The organism is Cupriavidus sp. GW821-FHT02F09 (assembly GCF_059421605.1).
Genome location: NZ_JBWKVH010000004.1, coordinates 202,478 through 221,009 on the forward strand (window position 1 = coordinate 202,478; position 18,532 = coordinate 221,009).

Consider the following 18,532-nt stretch of genomic DNA (forward strand, 5'->3'; position numbering starts at 1 on the left):
AGGACGGCGCGTTGTACTTCGGCGGGAGTCGGCATTTGGGTGAGGCATGAGTTTTGTTATCGCCGGTATCGTATTCGGACCGGACAAGCGTTGTCCAGCCGTACGTCCGCACGCTGATCGAGCCCAGCCTATGCCGGCTACGGCATAAACCTGTAAACTCGGCGCGGATCGATCCCAAAGCCTATTACCAAGCAGCACAGTATTCAGATGACATCGGAATCCAACTACACGCCACGGATCCACCCGGGCAATCCCGGCACGACCTCTGTGTTCTCCATTGCCTCTACCCGCAACGACGAAAGCCGGGCGGAGAACATCGACCTGACGAGCTTGCTCCAGGACGTGCTGATGGCCGAGAGCCAGCCGGTGTCCCGTCATGGAGCCTGGCTGCAGACCGCCGAGGGCCTGTGGCTGCTTCCGCGGTTGGTGAGATGGCATCTGCACGAGAACGGCATGGGGCAGTCATCGACTACCATCCAGGTCTGCCATGAACGGCTCGTACCCGATGGGTGCTTCGAGTTCCAGCATGCGGCCAGCGATAACGACGCGGCAACTGCCATGCGCAATGGCTTTACGCAATGGGCCAGGACCGACGCCGTGGCGCTGCGCGAGGGCACCCGCGCCGAAGTCACCGAGTGCATGTCGATGACGATGGAGTTCCCTGGCGAGGCGGGCCACCGGGCGTTGCGTCGCCGCGTGGTGTTTGGCCCAGCCTCGCATTACATGGCGAAGCCGCATGCGCAGCCGTCATGCCCGGCCGCCGCCCGCGAGGCGAGCGAGCAGGATAGCGAGAGCGAGAGCGAGAGCGAGAGTGAGAGTGAGAGCAATGCGCACGACTTCTGCCCATGCTGCCTGCTGACGAACTCGATTGACGCCTTTCGTCCCTTGCTTGAGGCATCCGAGTTCGCCGCCATCCGCCTGTACGCCGCGCGCGATGCCGAGGGCGAGATCCAGGCCGACTGCCGTCTCAACGGCGAAGACTATCCGGCCGGCCAGCTGGCTTTGATGGACTACGTGAAGACTTGGCCGGAGATGGGATTCGAATTCCGCAAGCAGCTTGTGGTGGTGCGCAGCCTGGACTGAAAGAGCGATAGGGCGATAGGGTGGCCGCTGCCCACCGCTACTGCGCCCGCGCCTTTGCCAGCGCTGTGGCCGGTCCCAGCGCAGCTGGCTTGGTTAGGAACGGCGGACACAAACACGCTGACCTTGAAAACACTGGATGGCGTGCGTAACGCCGACAAAGGAAATGCAATGCCACGATCTACGTCCGACCCGGTCACCACGGGCCGTGCTCTGCTTGGCGTCGGATCGCTGCTGATCTTGATGGTAGGTGTGCTGCTCCTGGTGTTGCGGATCGCACAGCAGAACTACATCATGGCCCTTGGCGTGGTCTGGGTGGCCAACGGCCTGACCATGATCCTGCATGCGCTGTACTGGTGGCGCTATGGCTTGTCCAGGCGCTGGAAGGTGGCGGTGGTCCTCCAGGGCTTGCTGACGATCGCGCCGCTGCTCCTCGGGGAGTACGGGCTGATCTTGATCTTCTTCATGCTGGGCGGGGCGCTCCGCTTCTGGTAGCGCCAGCATTTACCGAGACGTCAGAATGGGTATTGAATACAAGATCGTCGCTGACCTGCCGTCAGAAGGCATCGCCGAGAAAATTCTCGGCCGCGCGGGCGGCGGGGCAGGCCAGAAGGGTTCCTCCGGTTTTGATTTCCGGTCGCCGGGGAATTCGGGCCAAATGCCCGATGCCATCGCCAGTGTGGAGCCCTATGGATTCTACTTTTGCAGCTTCACGGGAATCAATGGCCTGAGCGCTGAAGTGCTTGGCTTCATTGTTGCCGCCGCCGCCGCATACGGAAAGGTGTTTGTGGAGGATCTTGAGTAACGCGGTTGCTGGAAGCAATACGCTGTTTTGCTCCCCTCTCCCATGAAATGGGAGAGGGGCCGGGGGAGAGGGCGGGCGCACGCTCAACGTGATGCGCCTCGCTTTTGCGCAGGCCCGCCCTCTCCCCCAACCCCTCTCCCGCCATGCGGGAGAGGGGAGCCACGGCGGTGCTGGATTTAGCCCCGCGATGCATCGGCCCACACGAAAAGGTGTATTGATCCGTTAGAAAGTTTGGAGCTTCGGACTTTGTGTGAGTACGGCATGCGGGTGCGAGTGGCCAGCAGCAATACGCTGGTTTGCTCCCCTCTCCCATGAAATGGGAGGGGGGCGTTACGGTAGCGCCGGATTTGCCCTATTTTGCGTCCACCGCCGAGCCAAGCTCGCCTAGCCGGCGTACAAATTCCACAGGCTCCACGGGCCGGCAGAATAGAAAGCCCTGTTGTCTCTCGCAGCCGAGGGAGCGCAGATAGGCCGCCTGTTCCGGGGTTTCCACGCCCTCAGCCGTGACGCTCATGCCGAGCGAGTGCGCCATCGCGACGACAGCGTGGGTAATCGCGGTGGAGTCGCGATTGTCTGGCAGCCCGGCGACGAATGATCGATCGATCTTGAGGTTATGAAGCGGGAAGCGCTTCAGATAGGATAGCGACGAGTATCCCGTGCCGAAGTCGTCGACGGAAATCCTCACGCCGGTACGGGTCAGCGATGTCAGCGCCGGCATCACCGTTTCGCTATCCATCATCAAGAGCCCCTCGGTGATTTCCAACTCCAGCGCACTGGGATCGAGCCCCGCGCGCGTGAGGCAGCCCTGGACCATCTGCGCCAACCCTGCGTTGATCTGGCGCGGGGACAGGTTCACCGCCATTGAAAGATCCGGTGCGATGGTGCGTCGCCATTCTGCTGCTTGCGCGCATGCCCGCTCCAGCACCCACTGGCCGATGGCTACAATCATGCCTGTCTCTTCCGCGACCGGAATGAACTCCTCCGGCGAGACGTGACCGAGTTCGGCGCTGTGCCATCGCAGGAGGGCTTCCGCGCCAACCGCGCTTGCGCTCTGGCTTTCCACGATGGGCTGGTAGACGACACTGAGCTCGCCCGCGGTCAGCGCGCGCCGCAAGGATTGCTCCACGGCAAAGCGGCGCTGCATGCGTAAGTTAAGCGACGCCGTAAAGAACTGGAAGCTGTTGCGCCCCAGTTGCTTGGCGTAGTACATGGCGGAATCCGCATTGCGCAGCAGCGTTGCGGCGTCACGGCCGTCTTCTGGAAACAGGCTGATGCCAACCGAAGCGCCAATAAAATAGGCGTTCTCGCCGACCGTGAACGGCAGTGCAATGGACTCGAGAAGCTGCGCGGACAGCGCGGCGATCTCTTCGGTGCTGCGATAGCCGCGTATCACGATCACAAATTCATCGCCGCCCACGCGTGCGAGCGTGTCGTCCTCTCGTACACATCCGCTCAGCCGCTGGGCGACGCTGCGCAACAGGGCGTCGCCGGTTTCATGCCCGGCCGAGTCGTTGACCAGCTTGAAGCCGTCCAGGTCGACGTAGACGATGGCAACGCGCAGCGGGTCTTGTCCGTCGTTGTCGCCGGGCGCGAGTATTTCGGTCATCCGGTCGGCAAGATAACTGCGATTGAATAGTCCCGTCAGGGAGTCTCGCGTCGCGAGATACTTCAAGCGCTGGGTGGCGTCGCGTACCGGCCCGATATCCACAAAGGAGACCAGCAGGGAACCCGGTGCCGTCTCGCCGGGCTTGATGATCGGGACCACATTCTCGCTGATCCAGATGATCTCGCCATTGGTCAGTTCGTGCCCGATCACCTCGCCAAGAACCGGTTTCCCCGTCGCTATCGCGCGGGACGTTGGCCGATCCGAGAACGCGATCGGCGATCCGTCGTCATGAAACGACCGCGCCACGTTGCCGTAGATATTGCTGCCAACCAGCGACGTCGCCGAGCGTAGCATGCGCTGCGCACTTGGGTTGCATGCCAACACGATACCGCTTGGCGTTAGCACGAGGATGCCTTCGCTCAGGAGATCGACAACGAAGCGATGATGTTCTTCGCTCTGCGCAAGCCGTTGCGCAATCGCATCCTGATGCACGGCGAGGCCCACGCTCTGCCCGATGTTGCGCAGGATCGTCTCTTCCTTGGCGGTCGGCCGCCGCGGGACGCGATAGTAGACCGCAAACGCCCCGAGCACTTTCCCCGCATCGTCCAGGAACGGAATCGACCAGCAGGCGCGCAGCCCGATCGGCAACGCAAGCTGCCGATAATCGTCCCACAAGGGATCTGTCGCGATATCCTCCACCACCACCATGCGCCGCTCGAACATGGCCGTGCCACATGAGCCGGCACCGGGGCCGATCTGGAGCCCGTCAATCGCCGCGCTGAACGCGTCGGGCAACGAGGGCGCCGCGCCGAATTTCGCGTGCGTGCCATCGCCATCGAGCAGGAGGATGGAACATGACGGCCCTTCGCCAAGCATCGCCTCGGCGCGGCGGCATACCTCGGCGAGCAGCGCCGGAAGCGGCATGTTGCGCGTGATCAGCCGCAGTACCGTTTGCTCGAATGCCAGCATCTCGTCGGCCAGGTCGGAAGGAGGGCGACTGGTTGGGAGCGATGCGGCATCGCCGGAATCGGCTGGCACCGGGCTTTCTTTCATGGCTGCGCTCCCTGTTTGAGCCTAGCGGGTGGCAACATTCTACGAACATTGGCGCGTTCTTGCGACCAAAACTGCTGCCTCGGTGAAGTCGTTGTCATCGGCTGCCGCTAGCCTCAATACGCGAGCTGTCTTCCTTTGCCCGCATCCCTCTCGTCATCGGCCCCCCCCCAGCGCTCCGCCCTCCCTACGTAGGGTGATGCCTCGCGGTCGGGGCGCCGTTATAAACAACTGCCCTTCTTCCTTTTGCCTCTTCAGGAGCGATCACTGCCCCTGCGGAAAGCGCGGTTGAGACCATGAGTTCAGTTTCACTAACACCTGATTAAAGCATGGCCGTTGTTGCGGACACAATTGTTGAATTTTTGTTAAATCCTTTGACTGATGCGTTCGCCGAGCCATCGGAAGCGAATAAACGCCGGAAGATTGGGAAATTTCCCAAATTTTTTACGATGGCACTCTGCTAATGTCGCGTCAAAATTCAGCGCGACAGAATCGGCAGCATCGTGGCGGCGTTTCCTTGTTGAGCATGGGAATCGCCTTACGCATCGTCTTATCCAATTTCGTTCGCGCGCACTTTGAGAATGGGAGAGGTCCTGTGCGGCGTGGCGAGACTGGGATGGAGCAGCAAAAGACGACGGTCACCGCAATGGCGGCGCACGGCCTGCGGCTTTCCGCTCTGGCCTGGGGGGCGCTCCTGCTCACCGGCACTTGCCTTGCCGCAGGCGTGGTGCCCGATGGCGGCAACAGCGCGCCCACGGTCACGGTGGGGGCCAATGGCCGCATCACCGTTGACATCACCAATGCGGTTGGCGGCGTTTCCACCAACACCTACCGGGACTTCAACGTCCCGCGCGCCGGCGTCGATCTCGATAACCGCGCGGTGCTCGCCCGCACCATCCTGAATCAGGTCACGAGTACCAATCCGTCGCTGCTCGAAGGGCCGTTGAATGTGCTGGGAGACCGCGCCAATGTCATTGTGGCCAATCCCAACGGGATCACCGTAAATGGCATGACGGTGCACAACATCGGCAAGCTGGCGTTGACCACCGGGCAGGTCGACCTGACGACGCTCAACAATGTGGCCGCACAAAGCAACATCACCATCAAGACCAGTCGGGGCTTGCTTGAGATCGGCCCGGAAGGGCTGTCCGGTGAACTGCTCCAGCTTGAGTTGATTGCCAAGCAGATTCGCATAGGCGGCAGGATCGAGAACCGTTACAGCAACCCCACCGCCAATCTGCGGTTGATCGCGGGAACCAGCGAGGCGGAGGTCAATACAGGGCCTTCGGCCACTGATAACCGGACTGACTGGATCAAGTACACGGCGCCCGAGGACATCCGCGGCAAGGGCATTGCAGTGGACATCACCGGCGCGGGCAGCCTCGTCTCCGGCCGTATTGAGCTGCTCGTTACCGATCAGGGCGCGGGCGTACGGCACGCCGGCAGCGCCTACGCCATCGCCGGCGATTTCGCGGTCTCCGGCACCGGTGATCTGCAACTCGCCTCCGGCAAGATCCAAGCGCTGCAGGATGTGGTGATTGGCACTGGCGGCATGCTTGGCACAGGCAACCTGGATGCCGGCCGGCATCTGCAAGTCACCTCCGACCGCATTGACCTGCATGCCACCACGCTGGCAGCCGGCACCCACGCAACGGGGGATCTGGTGATGGGCGCGGCAGGCCAGGCACACAGCGAACCCATCAGGCTGACCGGCTCGGTGCTGAGCGCCAGCGGCGGTATCGGGCTTCTGGACGCTGGCGCGGGCATTGCGCTTGCCGGCACGCAGGCCTCGGCCGCGGGCAACCTCGTCATTGCGACATCGCGGCTCCAGACCACGCAGGCTGACACGCGCACGGCACTGACTTCGCGCAATGGCTCGCTGAGCATCCAGGCAGATACGGCGGCGCTGTCCGGTACCGATGTCGACGGCGTCGCCGGCACTGGTATCCAGGTGCGCGATCTTGCGTTGCAGGGCACCGCCATACGCGCCTCCGGCGCCGCCGTGGCCATCGATGCCACCGGCAGCTATGTCCAGCGTGACAGCAGCGTGCTGGCCGCGACCGATGTGCGGCTGCATGCGGGGTCGGTGCTGCTTGACTCGGCCGCCGCGCAATCGACGCTGGTGGCCACGCAGGGTGGCGTGCTGCTGCAGTCCGACCGCGAGCTGACCAGCCAGGGCGCGCTGATCCAGGGGCAATCGCGCATCGTGGGGCAAGCGCAGTCCGCCGGCGCCGTGACCGTGCTGACGGGCGGCACCGTGCTCAATACCTCCACCCCGGACTATCTTGGGATCTTCTTCGGTGCGGGCGACGATGTCACGGTCCGGGCCGGGGGCGATGTCATCAACCGCTATGGCCGCATGCTGTCGAACGGCTACCTTGCCGTGACGGCCGGCGGCGACCTGCGCAACGAGATCACCAAGCAGGCCGGTGCCAATGGCGAGCAGCCAAGCTACCAGACCGGCAGCGGCCAGCGCTGGCTGGTGCTGACCAAGACCAGCGCGCGCTTTGACGTGGACTATGGCCAGGTTGACCGGCCGGCGCAGATTGCCTATCTGCTCTCGGACAAGGGCACCACGCTCACCGGGCGCAACGTCATCAACACCGGCGGGGAAATCTATGCCAACAACGGCGACATCAAGGTGCGCGCGGCTGACACGTTCCGCACCGAAGGGATCACCAGCGGCGCCGCGCATTATTCCCGCAGCTGCATGATCATCTGCCGCACCTCGGCGTCATCGACCACCACCGTGACGGGTGGCCTGTTGTCCGCCGGTGGCCATATCGACATTCAGGCGGGCAAGCTGGCCGCGAACGTAGGTGGGCGCGTGCTGGCGCTGGGTGACTTGACGGTCAATGCGCCGCTGACCTACGCCGCTGGTGTGACCGGCTACTCGGCGATCGCGCGCGACCGGGGCTTCAAGGCCTTCTTTGGCGACACCTGGGCCAGGCTCTACGCCACGGACATCGGCGGCAGCTGGATGGCGGCGGGCCGCACGCGCATCAGCGGCGACACCGTAGCGGATGGGGGCAGTTTCGAGGGTGACGTGGCCATTGCGGGCACCACCATGGTGAAGCGGCCGCGCCAGCGCGTTCCCGTCACCGTCGAGAACCATCTCGGTTTCACTTCCTGGGTGTGGCAATGATGCGGCGCGCTACCCCACTCCGATTCCGGCTCCGGCTCCGGCTGTCCTTGTTGGCCCTGGCGATCCTGTCTGCCGGTTCCGTGCAGGCTCAGGTACCGCCAATGCCGTTGCCATCGGCGGCGCCATTGCCCCAACTCACACCGGAAGATCCGGCACAGCGCCTGTTGCGCGAGCAGCGCCAGCGCGACCTGGAGCGTGAGGCCACCCAGCCACCGGCCCGGATCGAGAGCCAGCAGGTTCTGCCACCCGACACACCCATCGAGGCGGTGCCCGAGACATCGGCCACGTTCGAGATCCAACGTATCCAGGTGATCGGCAATACCGTGCTGTCGGATGCCGAGATCAGCGCCATCACGGCCCCCTTCGTTGGCAAGTCGTTGGGGACCAATCGCATCAACCTGTTGCTGCGGCGCTTTACCGAAGCCTTTGTGGCGCGGGGGTTTATCACCACGCGTGCTTATCTGGGCGAGCAGAATCTTGCCTCCGGCGTGCTGATGGTCACGGTTGTGCCGGGCACGGTCGAATCGATCCGCCTCAACGGGCGCGCCATCCGCCTGCGCGGCGGCGATGGTAGCGTCGATGGCAAAGATAGCGGATGGCTCGATACCGTAGGCGGCGGGCTGCTGACAGACGCTGGCACGGGCTGGCAATTCCCCGCGCCGGGCGACACCTTGCGCCTGCAGGATCTGGAGCAAGGGGTTGACCAGGTCAACCGCCTGCGCCGCAACCGGGCCGAGCTGCAGATACTGCCGGGGCAGACGCCGGGCAGCTCGGTGGTGGCGCTGGCTAACCAGCCCGGTGACCGTTTTCGCTTCAATGCCGGCGTCGACAACTATGGCAGCCGGACCACGGGCATCTCGCGCACGCGGTTGGGCATCGATGCCGACAACGCACTGGGCTTGCAGGAGGCGGTCTCCGCCAGCTATGTGGGCACGCGCGATACCAATGCGGCCGTGCTCTCGGCGGCGGCGCCGTTCGGCTACAACACCTTCAGCTATACCGGCTCGATATCCGAGTACCAGACCGCCATTGGCGATACCGCGCTGCTGTACGGCCGCACCTTTGGCCACACGCTGGGCTGGAACCGGGTCCTTACCCGCGACCGGAGCGGGCGGCAGGCTTTCGACCTGACCCTCACCTATCGCAAGAGCGAGCGCGAGATCAACAACCTGGAGCTGGATCCCCAGCGGCTCACCGTGCTGCGCGCGGCCTGGAGCGGATTGCGGCGCTTTGCCGCCAACGACCAGCAGGGCTATGCCACGGCCGAGGCGGGCGTCTCGCGCGGGTTGCGGCTGATCAATGCCACCCGCGACCCCGCCGACATCCGCTCTGACGAAGCGCATGCGCAGTTCACCAAGCTCGATGCCAATGCGAGCCTGCAACTGCCGTTGCCGCGGGCATTCGACGCCCTGCTGGCCTGGCGTGCGCAGCTCGTCGCGCAGTGGGCCAACGTGGCGCTGTTCGGCTCCGAGCAGATCTACGCGGGCGGCGTCAGCACCGTGCGCGGCTTCCGCGAAGGCGCCATCGCTGGTGACCGTGGCGCGTATCTGCGCAACGAGATGGTGTGGGCCAACGCGCCGGCGCTGGCCGGCATCCGCATGGAGCCGTACCTGTTCCTGGACGGCGGCCAGACCCAATCGGTCGCAACCCGTGACTGGCAATCGGTGGCTGGCACCGGCGCCGGCATCCGTCTCTCGGCCCAGTGGGCCAAGCAAACATTCACCAGTGAGCTGCTGGTTGGCGTGCCGCTCGCGCAGCCCAGCTACCTGGGCACAAAGGCGCCGCTTTTTTTGGCCACGCTCAACTGGACCTATTGAGCTGTGCCGATGTGCTGGGCTTGAAGCGGCCCGTCAGAACGCAGAACGCAGAACGCAGAACACAGAACGCAGAACGCAGAACTCCGATACCCGATACCTGATACCCGATGTCAAAGGAAACCAACATGCAATCCCAGATCTTTCGCCTTATCGCCACCACCGCATTGGCCTTCAGCCTGCAACCTGTCCTTGCCGCTTCGGTCAACGGCGTGGCCATCCCCGATGACCAGATCACCCGTGCCATGCAGCAGGCACAACTCCCCGACAACGACGCAACGCGCAACGCCATCAAGCAGCAGCTGATCGCGCGCGAGCTGTTCCGCCAGGAGGCGGCCAAGGCCAAGGGGCTGGAAGCGCGGCCCGATGTGCAGCAGGCCCTGCGCGAGGCGAAGGACGCCATCCTGACCCAGGCCTGGCTCAAGGACCATATCAAGCCCGCGCCGGTCACCGAGGAGCAGGTGCGCTCGCGCTACAACGCCATCGTGGCAAGCCTGGGCGACAAGGAATACAAGGGCCGCCTGATCGAGCTCGCCGATGATGCCGCGGCCGCCGCCGCGCTCGCGCGCATCCAGGCCGGCGAGGACTTCGCCAAGGTGGCGCAGCAGGTGAGCCTCGCGCCGTCCAAGGCCAGTGGTGGCGCGATGGACTGGCTCAGCTTCAAGGTGCCGGCGCAGGAAGGCCAGACCCAGAACCTGCCCTTGCCGCTTGCGCAGGCGCTGTCCACCCTGCCCGCTGGCGCGGTGAGCGCCACCCCCGTGGCCTGGAACAACCGCCGCTTCCTGGTCAAGGTCGACGAAGTGCGCGCAACCCGTGTCCCGGCCTATGACACCGTCAAGCCCGGCATCCAGCAAGCGTTGCAGGCGCAGGAACTTGAGCGGGCCACGACCACGCTGGTCACGCAGTTGCTGGGCAAGGCAAAGATCACGCAGTAAGGCGGCACGCAAAGGCCGCCCGCCCTCCTACGCGACCCGCCCCAAGACATCCAGTTCGACGCACTGCCAGGAAGCACCATGTACCGCGTGAAGCAAGCCGCTCTGCCTCAGGACAACGCACAACCCGATCCATCGCCCGGCCTCTCCATGGCCGAGCGTGGCCGTCGCCGCTGGTGGGTGCGGGCGCTGGCTGGCGTGGTGGCCATCACGACCTGGATTGCGCCGCTGCAGATGTCCTTGCAGCAAGCCCGGCAGGCGGCAGGGGCGTTGGCGGCGGGCGCCTCGGATCCGGCCAGTCTTGCGATACAGTCCGGCGCCGCGCGGCAAAGCCTGATGCGCTGGGCGGTCACGCACCTGCCGGTGACGGTCAGCTTTGGTCCTGCGGCGGCCCATGCCGCGCCGGTCACCGACCCGAACGCGCCGGTGCGTTTCACCCCGTCGATTGGCACCACCAGCGGACCGGGTGCGCCGGCAGGCGGCGTGCCCGTGGTGGGCATCACCACGCCCAACGCGGCGGGTATCTCGCTCAACCAGTACCGCGCATTCATAGTCGATCCGATCGGCCTGATCCTCAATAACAGCACCACCGGCGGCGGCACGTTCCTCGGCGGCCAGGTTGGCGCCAACGGCAACCTGGCCACCTCTGGGCCGGCTGGCCTGATCATCAACCAGGTCACCAGCCAGACGCCCGCCCAGGTCAACGGCACCATCGAAGTGTTCGGCGCCCCGGCCGGGGTTGTGATCGCCGCGCCCGGCGGGGTCTATACCCGTGGTGCGAGCTTTACCAACACCACCCAGGTGACGCTCACCACCGGCGTGCCGCAGTTCCTGTCGGGCACCGGGGCAGCCACCAGCTTCGATGCCGCCACGGCCGCCGGCTTCCTCGTGCAGGGCGGGCGCGTACAGATCGCCAACCCGTCGCCGGGGAACCCCAACGGCGTGGGCATCGAGGGCACGGTTGGCAATATCAACCTGATCGCCGAGTCGATCGGTGTCGATGCGGCGCTCTACGCCGGCAACCAGATCAACCTGGTGGCCGGGCGCCAGTTGGTCACGCCCGCCGCTGCGTCCACCGCTACGCCCACCGCTGCACCATCCGGCGGCGCCTTTGCCACCACGGCCACGGGCGCGAACAACGCGGCCAGCAACACCAGTGCCGCCAGCGGCCTGGCGATCGACGCCACCGCGTTCGGTGCCATGACCGCCGGGCAGATCCATATCGTGAGCACCGCCGCGGGCCTGGGCGTGCGCGCCGATGGCAATCTCGCGGCGTCGGCCAGCAACCTGACGCTGGACTCCGCCGGCAACCTGAAGGTTGGCAGCACCTACGCCAAGCAGGCGGTCGCGCTCAATGCCGCCGGCGCCGTGGTGGCGTCGGGCAATGGCCACAGCGAGGCCGGATACACCCTCAACGCCGGGCAGGACGCCACACTGGGTGGCACGCTGAACGCGGGCAAGGCCGTGGCTGTGTCGGCGGGTGGCTCGATCAACGGTGCCGGTGGCATCCAGGCGCAGAACGCCGTGACCCTGGCCGCCGGCGGCAGCGTGGATGTGGGCGGCGCGGTCCGTGGATCGCAGATCGCCATCTCGGCGGCGGGCAACGATGGCCGGGGCGATATCCATTTGCGCGGCGATGTCAGCGCGCCGGGCACGATCCAGCTCAACGCGGCGCGCGACACCACCATCGACGGCAGCGCGGTCTCCGCTTCCGATCTGGACCTGTCCACCCAACGCCATCTCACCATCAACGGCATGGCGGGCAGCACCGGCGGCAATGTGTCGCTCACCGGCGTCACCGGCAACGTCACCACCGCCGGCAACGTCGTGTCGCCCGGCACGCTTGCCGTCACCGCGGGCACCGATGCCAATCTTGGCGGCCAGGTGCTCGCCACCGGCCCGGTTGGCGTCACCGCCCGCAGCGGGAGCATCACCACCAGCGGGCAGATCGGCAGCAATGCCAGCCTCTCCCTCAGCGCCGCGCAGAACGTCACGGTGGGCGGCCAGGCCCAGAGCGCGGGCAAGGCCACCATTACCGCCACCGCCGGCAGCGCCGCGATCAACGGCGCGCTGACCAGCGATGGCGACGCCGCTATCGCGGCGGGGCAGAACGCCAACGTGGCCGGCAGCGTGGCCAGCGGCGGCAACGCCACGATCCAGGCTGCGGCGGGATCGGCCACGGTGAGCGGCACACTCTCCAGTGTGGGCAGCGCCACCGTGAATGCGGGACAGAACCTCACCCTGGGCGGCAGCGTGCTGACCGGCCGCGATCTGGCGGCCACGGCCGGGCAGACGCTCAAGGCGGGTCAGCTCACCTGGGTGGGCGGCAACGCGACGTTGCGCGGCACCGATATCCAGGTCGGCTCGGCGGCGGGTTCCGGCACAACCGGGGGCAATGCCGTCACCGGCACGCTCGACGCATCGGCCACGCGCAGCCTCGGCCTGACCGGCGACACCACGGCCGCCAACATGACGCTGGGCGGCCAGTCCATCGCCAACAGTGGGGCGACGATCGCCACGCAGCAGCTCACGGTCAACGGCGGTGCGGTGAGCAACGCCGGGACGCTCGCCGGCAATCAGGTCAGCCTGACGGCCTCCACCCTGATCAACCGCGGCACCGTTGGCGGCCAGACCGTCAACGTCACGGTGGCGAACGCCCTGGACAACGCCCAGGGCCTGATCGCGGGCGCCAAGCATCTCGCCGTCACCAGCGGCGCGCTCGCCAGCAACCAGGGCGGCACCCTCTTCGCCGGCGACCTCACCGGACACGCGCCCACGACAGGCGACCTGACGCTGAGCATCACGGGCGGCAGCGGGAGCTTCAACAATGCGGCGGGCCAGATCCTGGCGGGCAACAACCTGACCGTGAATACGCCGAACCAGGTGTTCGACCCCTCGGCGGCCACCGCCGGCACGCTGAACGCCAACGCCACCCTGACCCTCGCCGCGCTGGCCATCAACAACACCGGCACGTGGAACGTGCCGGGCGGCAACGTGGTGCTCAATGCCAGCCAGGGCATCACCAACACCGGCACGATCCAGAAATCCGGCGACCTGACCCTGGCCACCGGCGGCACGCTCACCAATGCCGGGCAGATCGTCAGCGGCAGCCATCTCTCGCTGTCCGCTGGCGCCTTGACGAACACCGGCACCCTGCACGCCAACGGCAATCTGGCGCTGGGCGGCAACGTGGCCAACCAGGGCACCGCCGAGGCCCTGGGCAACCTGACCGTCACCGGCGGCAACTACGACAACCGTGGCGGCACCACCCAGGCCGGCGGCGACATCAAGGTCGATATCTCCGGCACGCTCAACAACATCGGCAGCGTGATCGGCGCCAACGGCAACTTGCATATCGCCGCGGGCGCGGTCATCAATGACCGCACCGCGCCGGTGGATGCGGGCAGCTCCTTCACCAAGGTGGTCAACGACAGTCTGCTCAACGCGACCATCCTCGGCAGCTATTCGCCGTGGTTGCCAGGGGGATCCTGCGACAGCTGCCCTGCCTATGCACCAGGCGCAATATCCAACATCACGCTGGCCGACGTCAGGCGCAATCCCGATGGTTCCGTACTGCTGGTTCGCGGTGCGGAGATCATTCCCTCGAACGGGGACCAGCAGTACGGACAAGACCTGTGGCACCTGATCCCGGCCGCCCCGGGTGCGGCTAGGGTGCCGCCCTTCCTGCTGACGCCCGAAAGCACCCTCAATATTGGCGTACCCACCGTCGACCATACGGTGGTGCGCCAGGCCGACGGGACCGCCGGCCAGATCATCAGCGGCGGGAACCTCGACATCGGCACGGCCTCGCTCTCGAACAAGGGCGGCATTATTTCGGCGGGCAGGAACGTAACGCTCAACGTTGGCAGCCTGGACAACAGCCGTTCTGCAACGCTGGTCAACAGTACCGGGGATGCGGTGAACCAGGGCGAGCTCTCGGCCTTCATGGCGCAGCTCGCGGCACTCACAACGGGCAATACCGACGTCCACGGACCGGGGCCGCTGGTCTACGGCGTGCCGCCGAGCATGAGTGCCTGCGACAGCTGCTTCGCGCCGCCGCCATGGTCGCCGGTCGCGCAAGGCAAGACTGCCACTGGCGCGGCTGCGGCCGCGCCCAGCCAGGTCACTACCAGCTACCAGCTCGGCAAAGCCGGCCAGATCACCGCCGGCGGCAACCTGAATCTCACCGGCACCGGCGACCTGACCAATGCCGGCGACCTGGCCGCGGCGGGCAAGGTCGCCATCAAGACGCCGGGCACGTTCACCAACAAGGGCGTCTACGACAGCAAGATCACCACAACGCCCGGCTGCGTGGCGGGCGCGCCGGACTGCCCTGACGACAGCAATCCCCGCGTGGATTCCCTTGCCTGGCAGCAGACGCCCAGCACGGCGGCCGCTGGCCAGACGCTGACGATCAGCGCGGCCAACATCCAGAACCTGAACGCAACGCTGGCCGCACAGGGCGATATCACCCTGAACGCCACCAGTAGCGTGACCAACCGGTCCGGCGCCATTCAGTCACTGACCGGCGATGTATCGATCACCGCGCCGACGCTGGTCAACACCACCATGGATACCGCGCGGCTGTACAAGAGCTACGGCGGCCAGAACCCGCCTTACGCCGGCGGCTGCAATCCCGGTGGCACCTACGGCAACAGCCAGTGCGCGGCGAATGAGGACGCCGCCGCCGGCCCGGCCGGCGTCATCTCCGCCGCGCGCGACGTCCAGCTGTCGGGCACGAACCTGACCAACAAGGGCGCGCTCATCACCGGCGGGCGCAACGTCACGGTCGGCATGGCCGGCAGCATCGACAACAACAGCATCCCGCTCAACGCCGACTGGGTCGGGCGCTGGCAGGAAGACCACAGCGGCGGCGACCGCTGGCACGACACCGGCGGGCGCGCCACGCTCGGCAGCTTGGATTCCGGCATCCAGGCCAGCAACGCGCTGTCGGTGACGGCCGGCGGCCAGGTGCTCAACACCGGCAACCTGATGGGCAGCCAGGTCGACGTCACCGGCGCCGCGCTGGTAAACGGCTACACCAGCCCCACGCAACCCACGCCGCCCGCAACCGGCGCGCAGCAAGTCATCCCGCTGGGCCCCGTGGCGGCACCCGGCGGCGCGGTACCGGCCGCCACGCCGGTGAACAACCCGACCACCCCCTGGCAGTTCAACCCGGTCATCGTGGCCACGCCGGCAGCGCCCACCACCGGCAGCAGCCCGACCATCGACTGGCACTTCAACGCCAACCTCGCCGGCAACCCGGTCACCGCACCCAGCGGCACCACAGACCGCGCGCAGTACCTGAACAACAGCCCGGCCACCGCCGTGCTGGCCGGCGTCACGCCCGACAGCCTGCTGGCGCAGCTGCCCGCCGAACTGCGCCCGGGCAAGGTCAGCTTCTACTACGACCCCTACACCGAAGGACAACGGCTCCAGCAAGCCGCGCTGCAACAGACCGGCCAAGCCAGCTTCGTGAGTGGCCTGGCCTGGGACAGCCAGAACCAGCTCTCGGTCACCGACCAGGAAAAGCTCAGCCTCTACAAGAACGCGGCGGACTACGCCAAGGCGCACAACATCGCGCTGGGCACGGCGCTGACGCAGACGCAGGTCAACGAGCTCGACAAGCCCCTGCTCTGGTACGTGCAGCAAGCCGTACCCGACCCGAACTGCAACACGGTCGCCAGCACCGCGTGCCCCACGGTGAACGCGCTGGTGCCGCAGGTGTACCTGCCCGAGGGCTACGCACAGGCGCTGACCAAGCCCACCGGCGGCACCATCGCCGGCGACAAGGTAAGCCTGGACATCGCCGGCCAACTGCGCAACAGCGGCGCCATCACGGCAGCCGACACGCTCAACGTGAAAGCCGGCAGCATCGACGCCGGCCCCAACGTGGTGGACATCGGCACCTCGGCCTACAAGGCCCAGGGCGGCTGGAACGTGATCACCGGCACGGTGGTGCAGCCCGGCGGGTTCATGAGCGCCATGCGCATGAACATCGAGGCCGACAGCATCCACGCGGTCAACAACGCGTTCCTGATCCGCAACGCCGACGGCACGGTCGACGAGGCCGCAACCGTGGCGCTGGTGAGTCAGCTGAAGGCCAACCTGGGGTTGAACTACACCGAGGGCACGGTCGCTGACGATATTCATACGCGGTTCATCAAGGAGAAGAAGGGGTTCGGACCGCTTGGCCAGATTGTGATGATGGTGGCGGCGGTTGCCATCTCGATCGTGACTGCGGGCGCTGCTGCGGCGGTCATGGGCGTGGCCTTGGCACAGATGACGCTGGCGCAGGCGATGATCGTGGCCGCCCTCTCCAGCATGGCCAGTAGCGCTTTCACCCAACTCGTTTCCGGCCAAGGGTTGAACTTCGGGAAGCTGGCGACGGCCGGTGCGATTGGCGCGATCACGGCGGGCTTGACCAAGGGCATCACCTTTGACGGCAGCAGCTTCGGGGTGAGTGAATGGGGGAAGCCCCTGGAGGGAACGAATACCCTGGCAAACCTGGCGGGCACGAACAACGTCGGTGGCGTGGTGCAGGCGGCCCAGAACGGCGCGACCGGCACGCTGGCACAGCAGGCCGTGGGCTTCGTTGGCACGGGCTTGATCAATGCCGGGGTCAGCACTGTGTTCAACGGGGGCAGCTTTGGGAATGCGCTCAAGGGCAGTCTGGTGGCGCAGGGAGCAGCACTGGGTGCCAACAGCATTGGCGCCAACACCGATCCAGGTTCCTTTGAGAACATCGCCAGCCATGCGGCGCTTGGATGCGTCGCGGGCGTGGCCGGAAGCGGCGATTGCGCGGCCGGCGCCATTGGTGGGGCTACCGGTGCGGTCATGTCGCCGCTGGTTGGCGGGGCGCTGGGAATCGAGACGAACGCTGACCGGTCCAATATGTTGAATCAGGTTGTCGTGATCGGTGCTTCGATGTTGGCCGGCGGTGCCCTTGCCAACGCGCTTGGGCAGAATGGCATATCGGCGGCAGGTGCTGCCCAGAACGAGGCCGCAAACAACTACCTGTCGCCAAAGCAAGCCGGCGCGCTAGAGCGAGCCAAGGCGCAATGCGCCGCAGGTGACGCGTCCCAGTGTGCTCTGCGGGATCAGCTATTGTCGCTGGACGCGACTTCACGCAAGCAATTGAATGCGTTGGCAGACGCTTGCGCGAACGGAAGCGCAGTTGCATGCCAAACCGCACAATCGGCGGTGTCGCTTTTGAACAAGATCGCGAAGGGAGACGTGAAAGATTGTGGTGGTGGGGTGGTTGATTGTCTGGCAGCCTATCAGCCAAGTGCGCAGGAGCTTTCGGGGGTCGCGGCCAAGCTGCCTGGAGCGGGTAGCGGAGCTGTGGTGCCGACGGCAGATCCCATTTCGGCGGCGGCGTTGATTCGATTGGGCCTTGTCAATCCGGGTGCCGGACTTACTGCTGGTGTAAGCGCGGGTCTTGGGGAATATGTTAATCAGGTTCTGTTTGGGGACGGCTCGGTAAACTATGAGCGAATTGCGAATACCGCAGTGCTTGGCGGAGCGACTGCCCCATTTGGCGGCATTTTCTCTGGCTACGCGGGCACCGCGTTGATCGGAGGTAGTTCGAACGCCGCTGCGACCGCCTACAACAATAGTCAGACAGGTGCCCACGACTCAGCATTGGCCGCCATGGTGGTGGGAATGACCTTTGGGGCGGGATCCAAGGGCCTAGCTGACGGCGGCGGCTTGTTCCTGAGCCGTGCAATGAACTTCACGCGGCAGTATGATCCGGCGCTCGGAGTCCTCCTTCAAGCTCCTGGAGGCCGTCTCGTAGCAACTCCAATTCAGAGCATCGTACCGAGTACGTTTCGTGATTTTGGCACAGGCCTACTCCCGGCAACTGGCGGTGTGGTGCGTTTGCCGGAGGCGCCAAGAAACGATGGGAAATAGCAATGCAACACGAGAAGATGGTCAGGATACTGTGTGCCATATACCGGCACGATGGGGGGGACGCTACACCCTACGTGCGACGCTTTCTTGGGATGTCGGTTTTTTACCCGATCTGTTGGCTTGCTGCGTCGTTATTTCGTACTTTTCGAGGTGACGGGTGGCATTCGTTTTACCTAAACTATCTGG

General features: G+C 65.6%; 8 protein-coding genes. 7 read left to right on the forward strand and 1 reads right to left on the reverse strand.

Annotation, left to right across the window (positions count from 1 at the left end; translation table 11 throughout):
- Nucleotides 1-207 precede the first annotated feature (207 nt).
- The 3 genes from AC07XB_RS06910 to AC07XB_RS06920 all read left to right on the forward strand — a co-directional run bounded on the left by AC07XB_RS06910 (nt 208) and on the right by AC07XB_RS06920 (nt 1,885).
- Nucleotides 208-1,083, forward strand: coding sequence for a DUF6348 family protein (locus tag AC07XB_RS06910; protein ID WP_492827432.1), 876 nt, complete (start codon nt 208-210; stop codon nt 1,081-1,083).
- 168 nt (nt 1,084-1,251) lie between these two features.
- Nucleotides 1,252-1,575, forward strand: coding sequence for a hypothetical protein (locus AC07XB_RS06915; protein ID WP_492827430.1), 324 nt, complete (start codon nt 1,252-1,254; stop codon nt 1,573-1,575).
- 25 nt (nt 1,576-1,600) lie between these two features.
- Nucleotides 1,601-1,885 carry a hypothetical protein gene (locus tag AC07XB_RS06920; RefSeq protein WP_492827428.1) on the forward strand — a complete coding sequence of 95 codons (285 nt, stop codon included), beginning with the start codon at nt 1,601-1,603 and terminating at the stop codon, nt 1,883-1,885.
- A 352-nt stretch (nt 1,886-2,237) separates the two neighbouring features.
- Here AC07XB_RS06920 and AC07XB_RS06925 read toward each other — a convergent pair whose 3' ends face one another.
- Nucleotides 2,238-4,544: a putative bifunctional diguanylate cyclase/phosphodiesterase gene (locus tag AC07XB_RS06925; protein WP_492827426.1), complete on the reverse strand. Its 2,307-nt coding sequence runs from the start codon at nt 4,542-4,544 to the stop codon at nt 2,238-2,240.
- A 613-nt stretch (nt 4,545-5,157) separates the two neighbouring features.
- Here AC07XB_RS06925 and AC07XB_RS06930 point away from each other — a divergent pair.
- The 4 genes from AC07XB_RS06930 (at nt 5,158) to AC07XB_RS06945 (ending at nt 18,346) form a co-directional block, all read left to right on the forward strand.
- Nucleotides 5,158-7,686, forward strand: a complete 2,529-nt coding sequence (locus tag AC07XB_RS06930; RefSeq protein ID WP_492827424.1) for a filamentous hemagglutinin N-terminal domain-containing protein — start codon at nt 5,158-5,160, stop codon at nt 7,684-7,686.
- A complete protein-coding gene (locus tag AC07XB_RS06935) occupies nt 7,683-9,503 on the forward strand; it encodes a ShlB/FhaC/HecB family hemolysin secretion/activation protein (protein ID WP_492827422.1) in 1,821 nt (606 codons plus the stop codon). The genes AC07XB_RS06930 and AC07XB_RS06935 overlap by 4 nt, the downstream gene beginning before the upstream one ends.
- A 125-nt stretch (nt 9,504-9,628) precedes the next feature.
- Nucleotides 9,629-10,435 carry a peptidylprolyl isomerase gene (locus tag AC07XB_RS06940; RefSeq protein WP_492827420.1) on the forward strand — a complete coding sequence of 269 codons (807 nt, stop codon included), beginning with the start codon at nt 9,629-9,631 and terminating at the stop codon, nt 10,433-10,435.
- A gap of 78 nt (nt 10,436-10,513) precedes the next feature.
- Nucleotides 10,514-18,346: a two-partner secretion domain-containing protein gene (locus tag AC07XB_RS06945; RefSeq protein ID WP_492827418.1), complete on the forward strand. Its 7,833-nt coding sequence runs from the start codon at nt 10,514-10,516 to the stop codon at nt 18,344-18,346.
- The last annotated feature ends 186 nt before the right edge of the window (nt 18,347-18,532 follow it).

Coding starts and splice junctions, on each gene's coding strand:
- AC07XB_RS06930 (WP_492827424.1), top strand. CDS start 5,158: ATGGAGCAGCAAAAGACGACGGTCACCGCAATGGCGGCGCACGGCCTG.
- AC07XB_RS06940 (WP_492827420.1), top strand. CDS start 9,629: ATGCAATCCCAGATCTTTCGCCTTATCGCCACCACCGCATTGGCCTTC.
- AC07XB_RS06925 (WP_492827426.1), bottom strand. CDS start 4,544: ATGAAAGAAAGCCCGGTGCCAGCCGATTCCGGCGATGCCGCATCGCTC.
- AC07XB_RS06915 (WP_492827430.1), top strand. CDS start 1,252: ATGCCACGATCTACGTCCGACCCGGTCACCACGGGCCGTGCTCTGCTT.
- AC07XB_RS06910 (WP_492827432.1), top strand. CDS start 208: ATGACATCGGAATCCAACTACACGCCACGGATCCACCCGGGCAATCCC.
- AC07XB_RS06945 (WP_492827418.1), top strand. CDS start 10,514: ATGTACCGCGTGAAGCAAGCCGCTCTGCCTCAGGACAACGCACAACCC.
- AC07XB_RS06935 (WP_492827422.1), top strand. CDS start 7,683: ATGATGCGGCGCGCTACCCCACTCCGATTCCGGCTCCGGCTCCGGCTG.
- AC07XB_RS06920 (WP_492827428.1), top strand. CDS start 1,601: ATGGGTATTGAATACAAGATCGTCGCTGACCTGCCGTCAGAAGGCATC.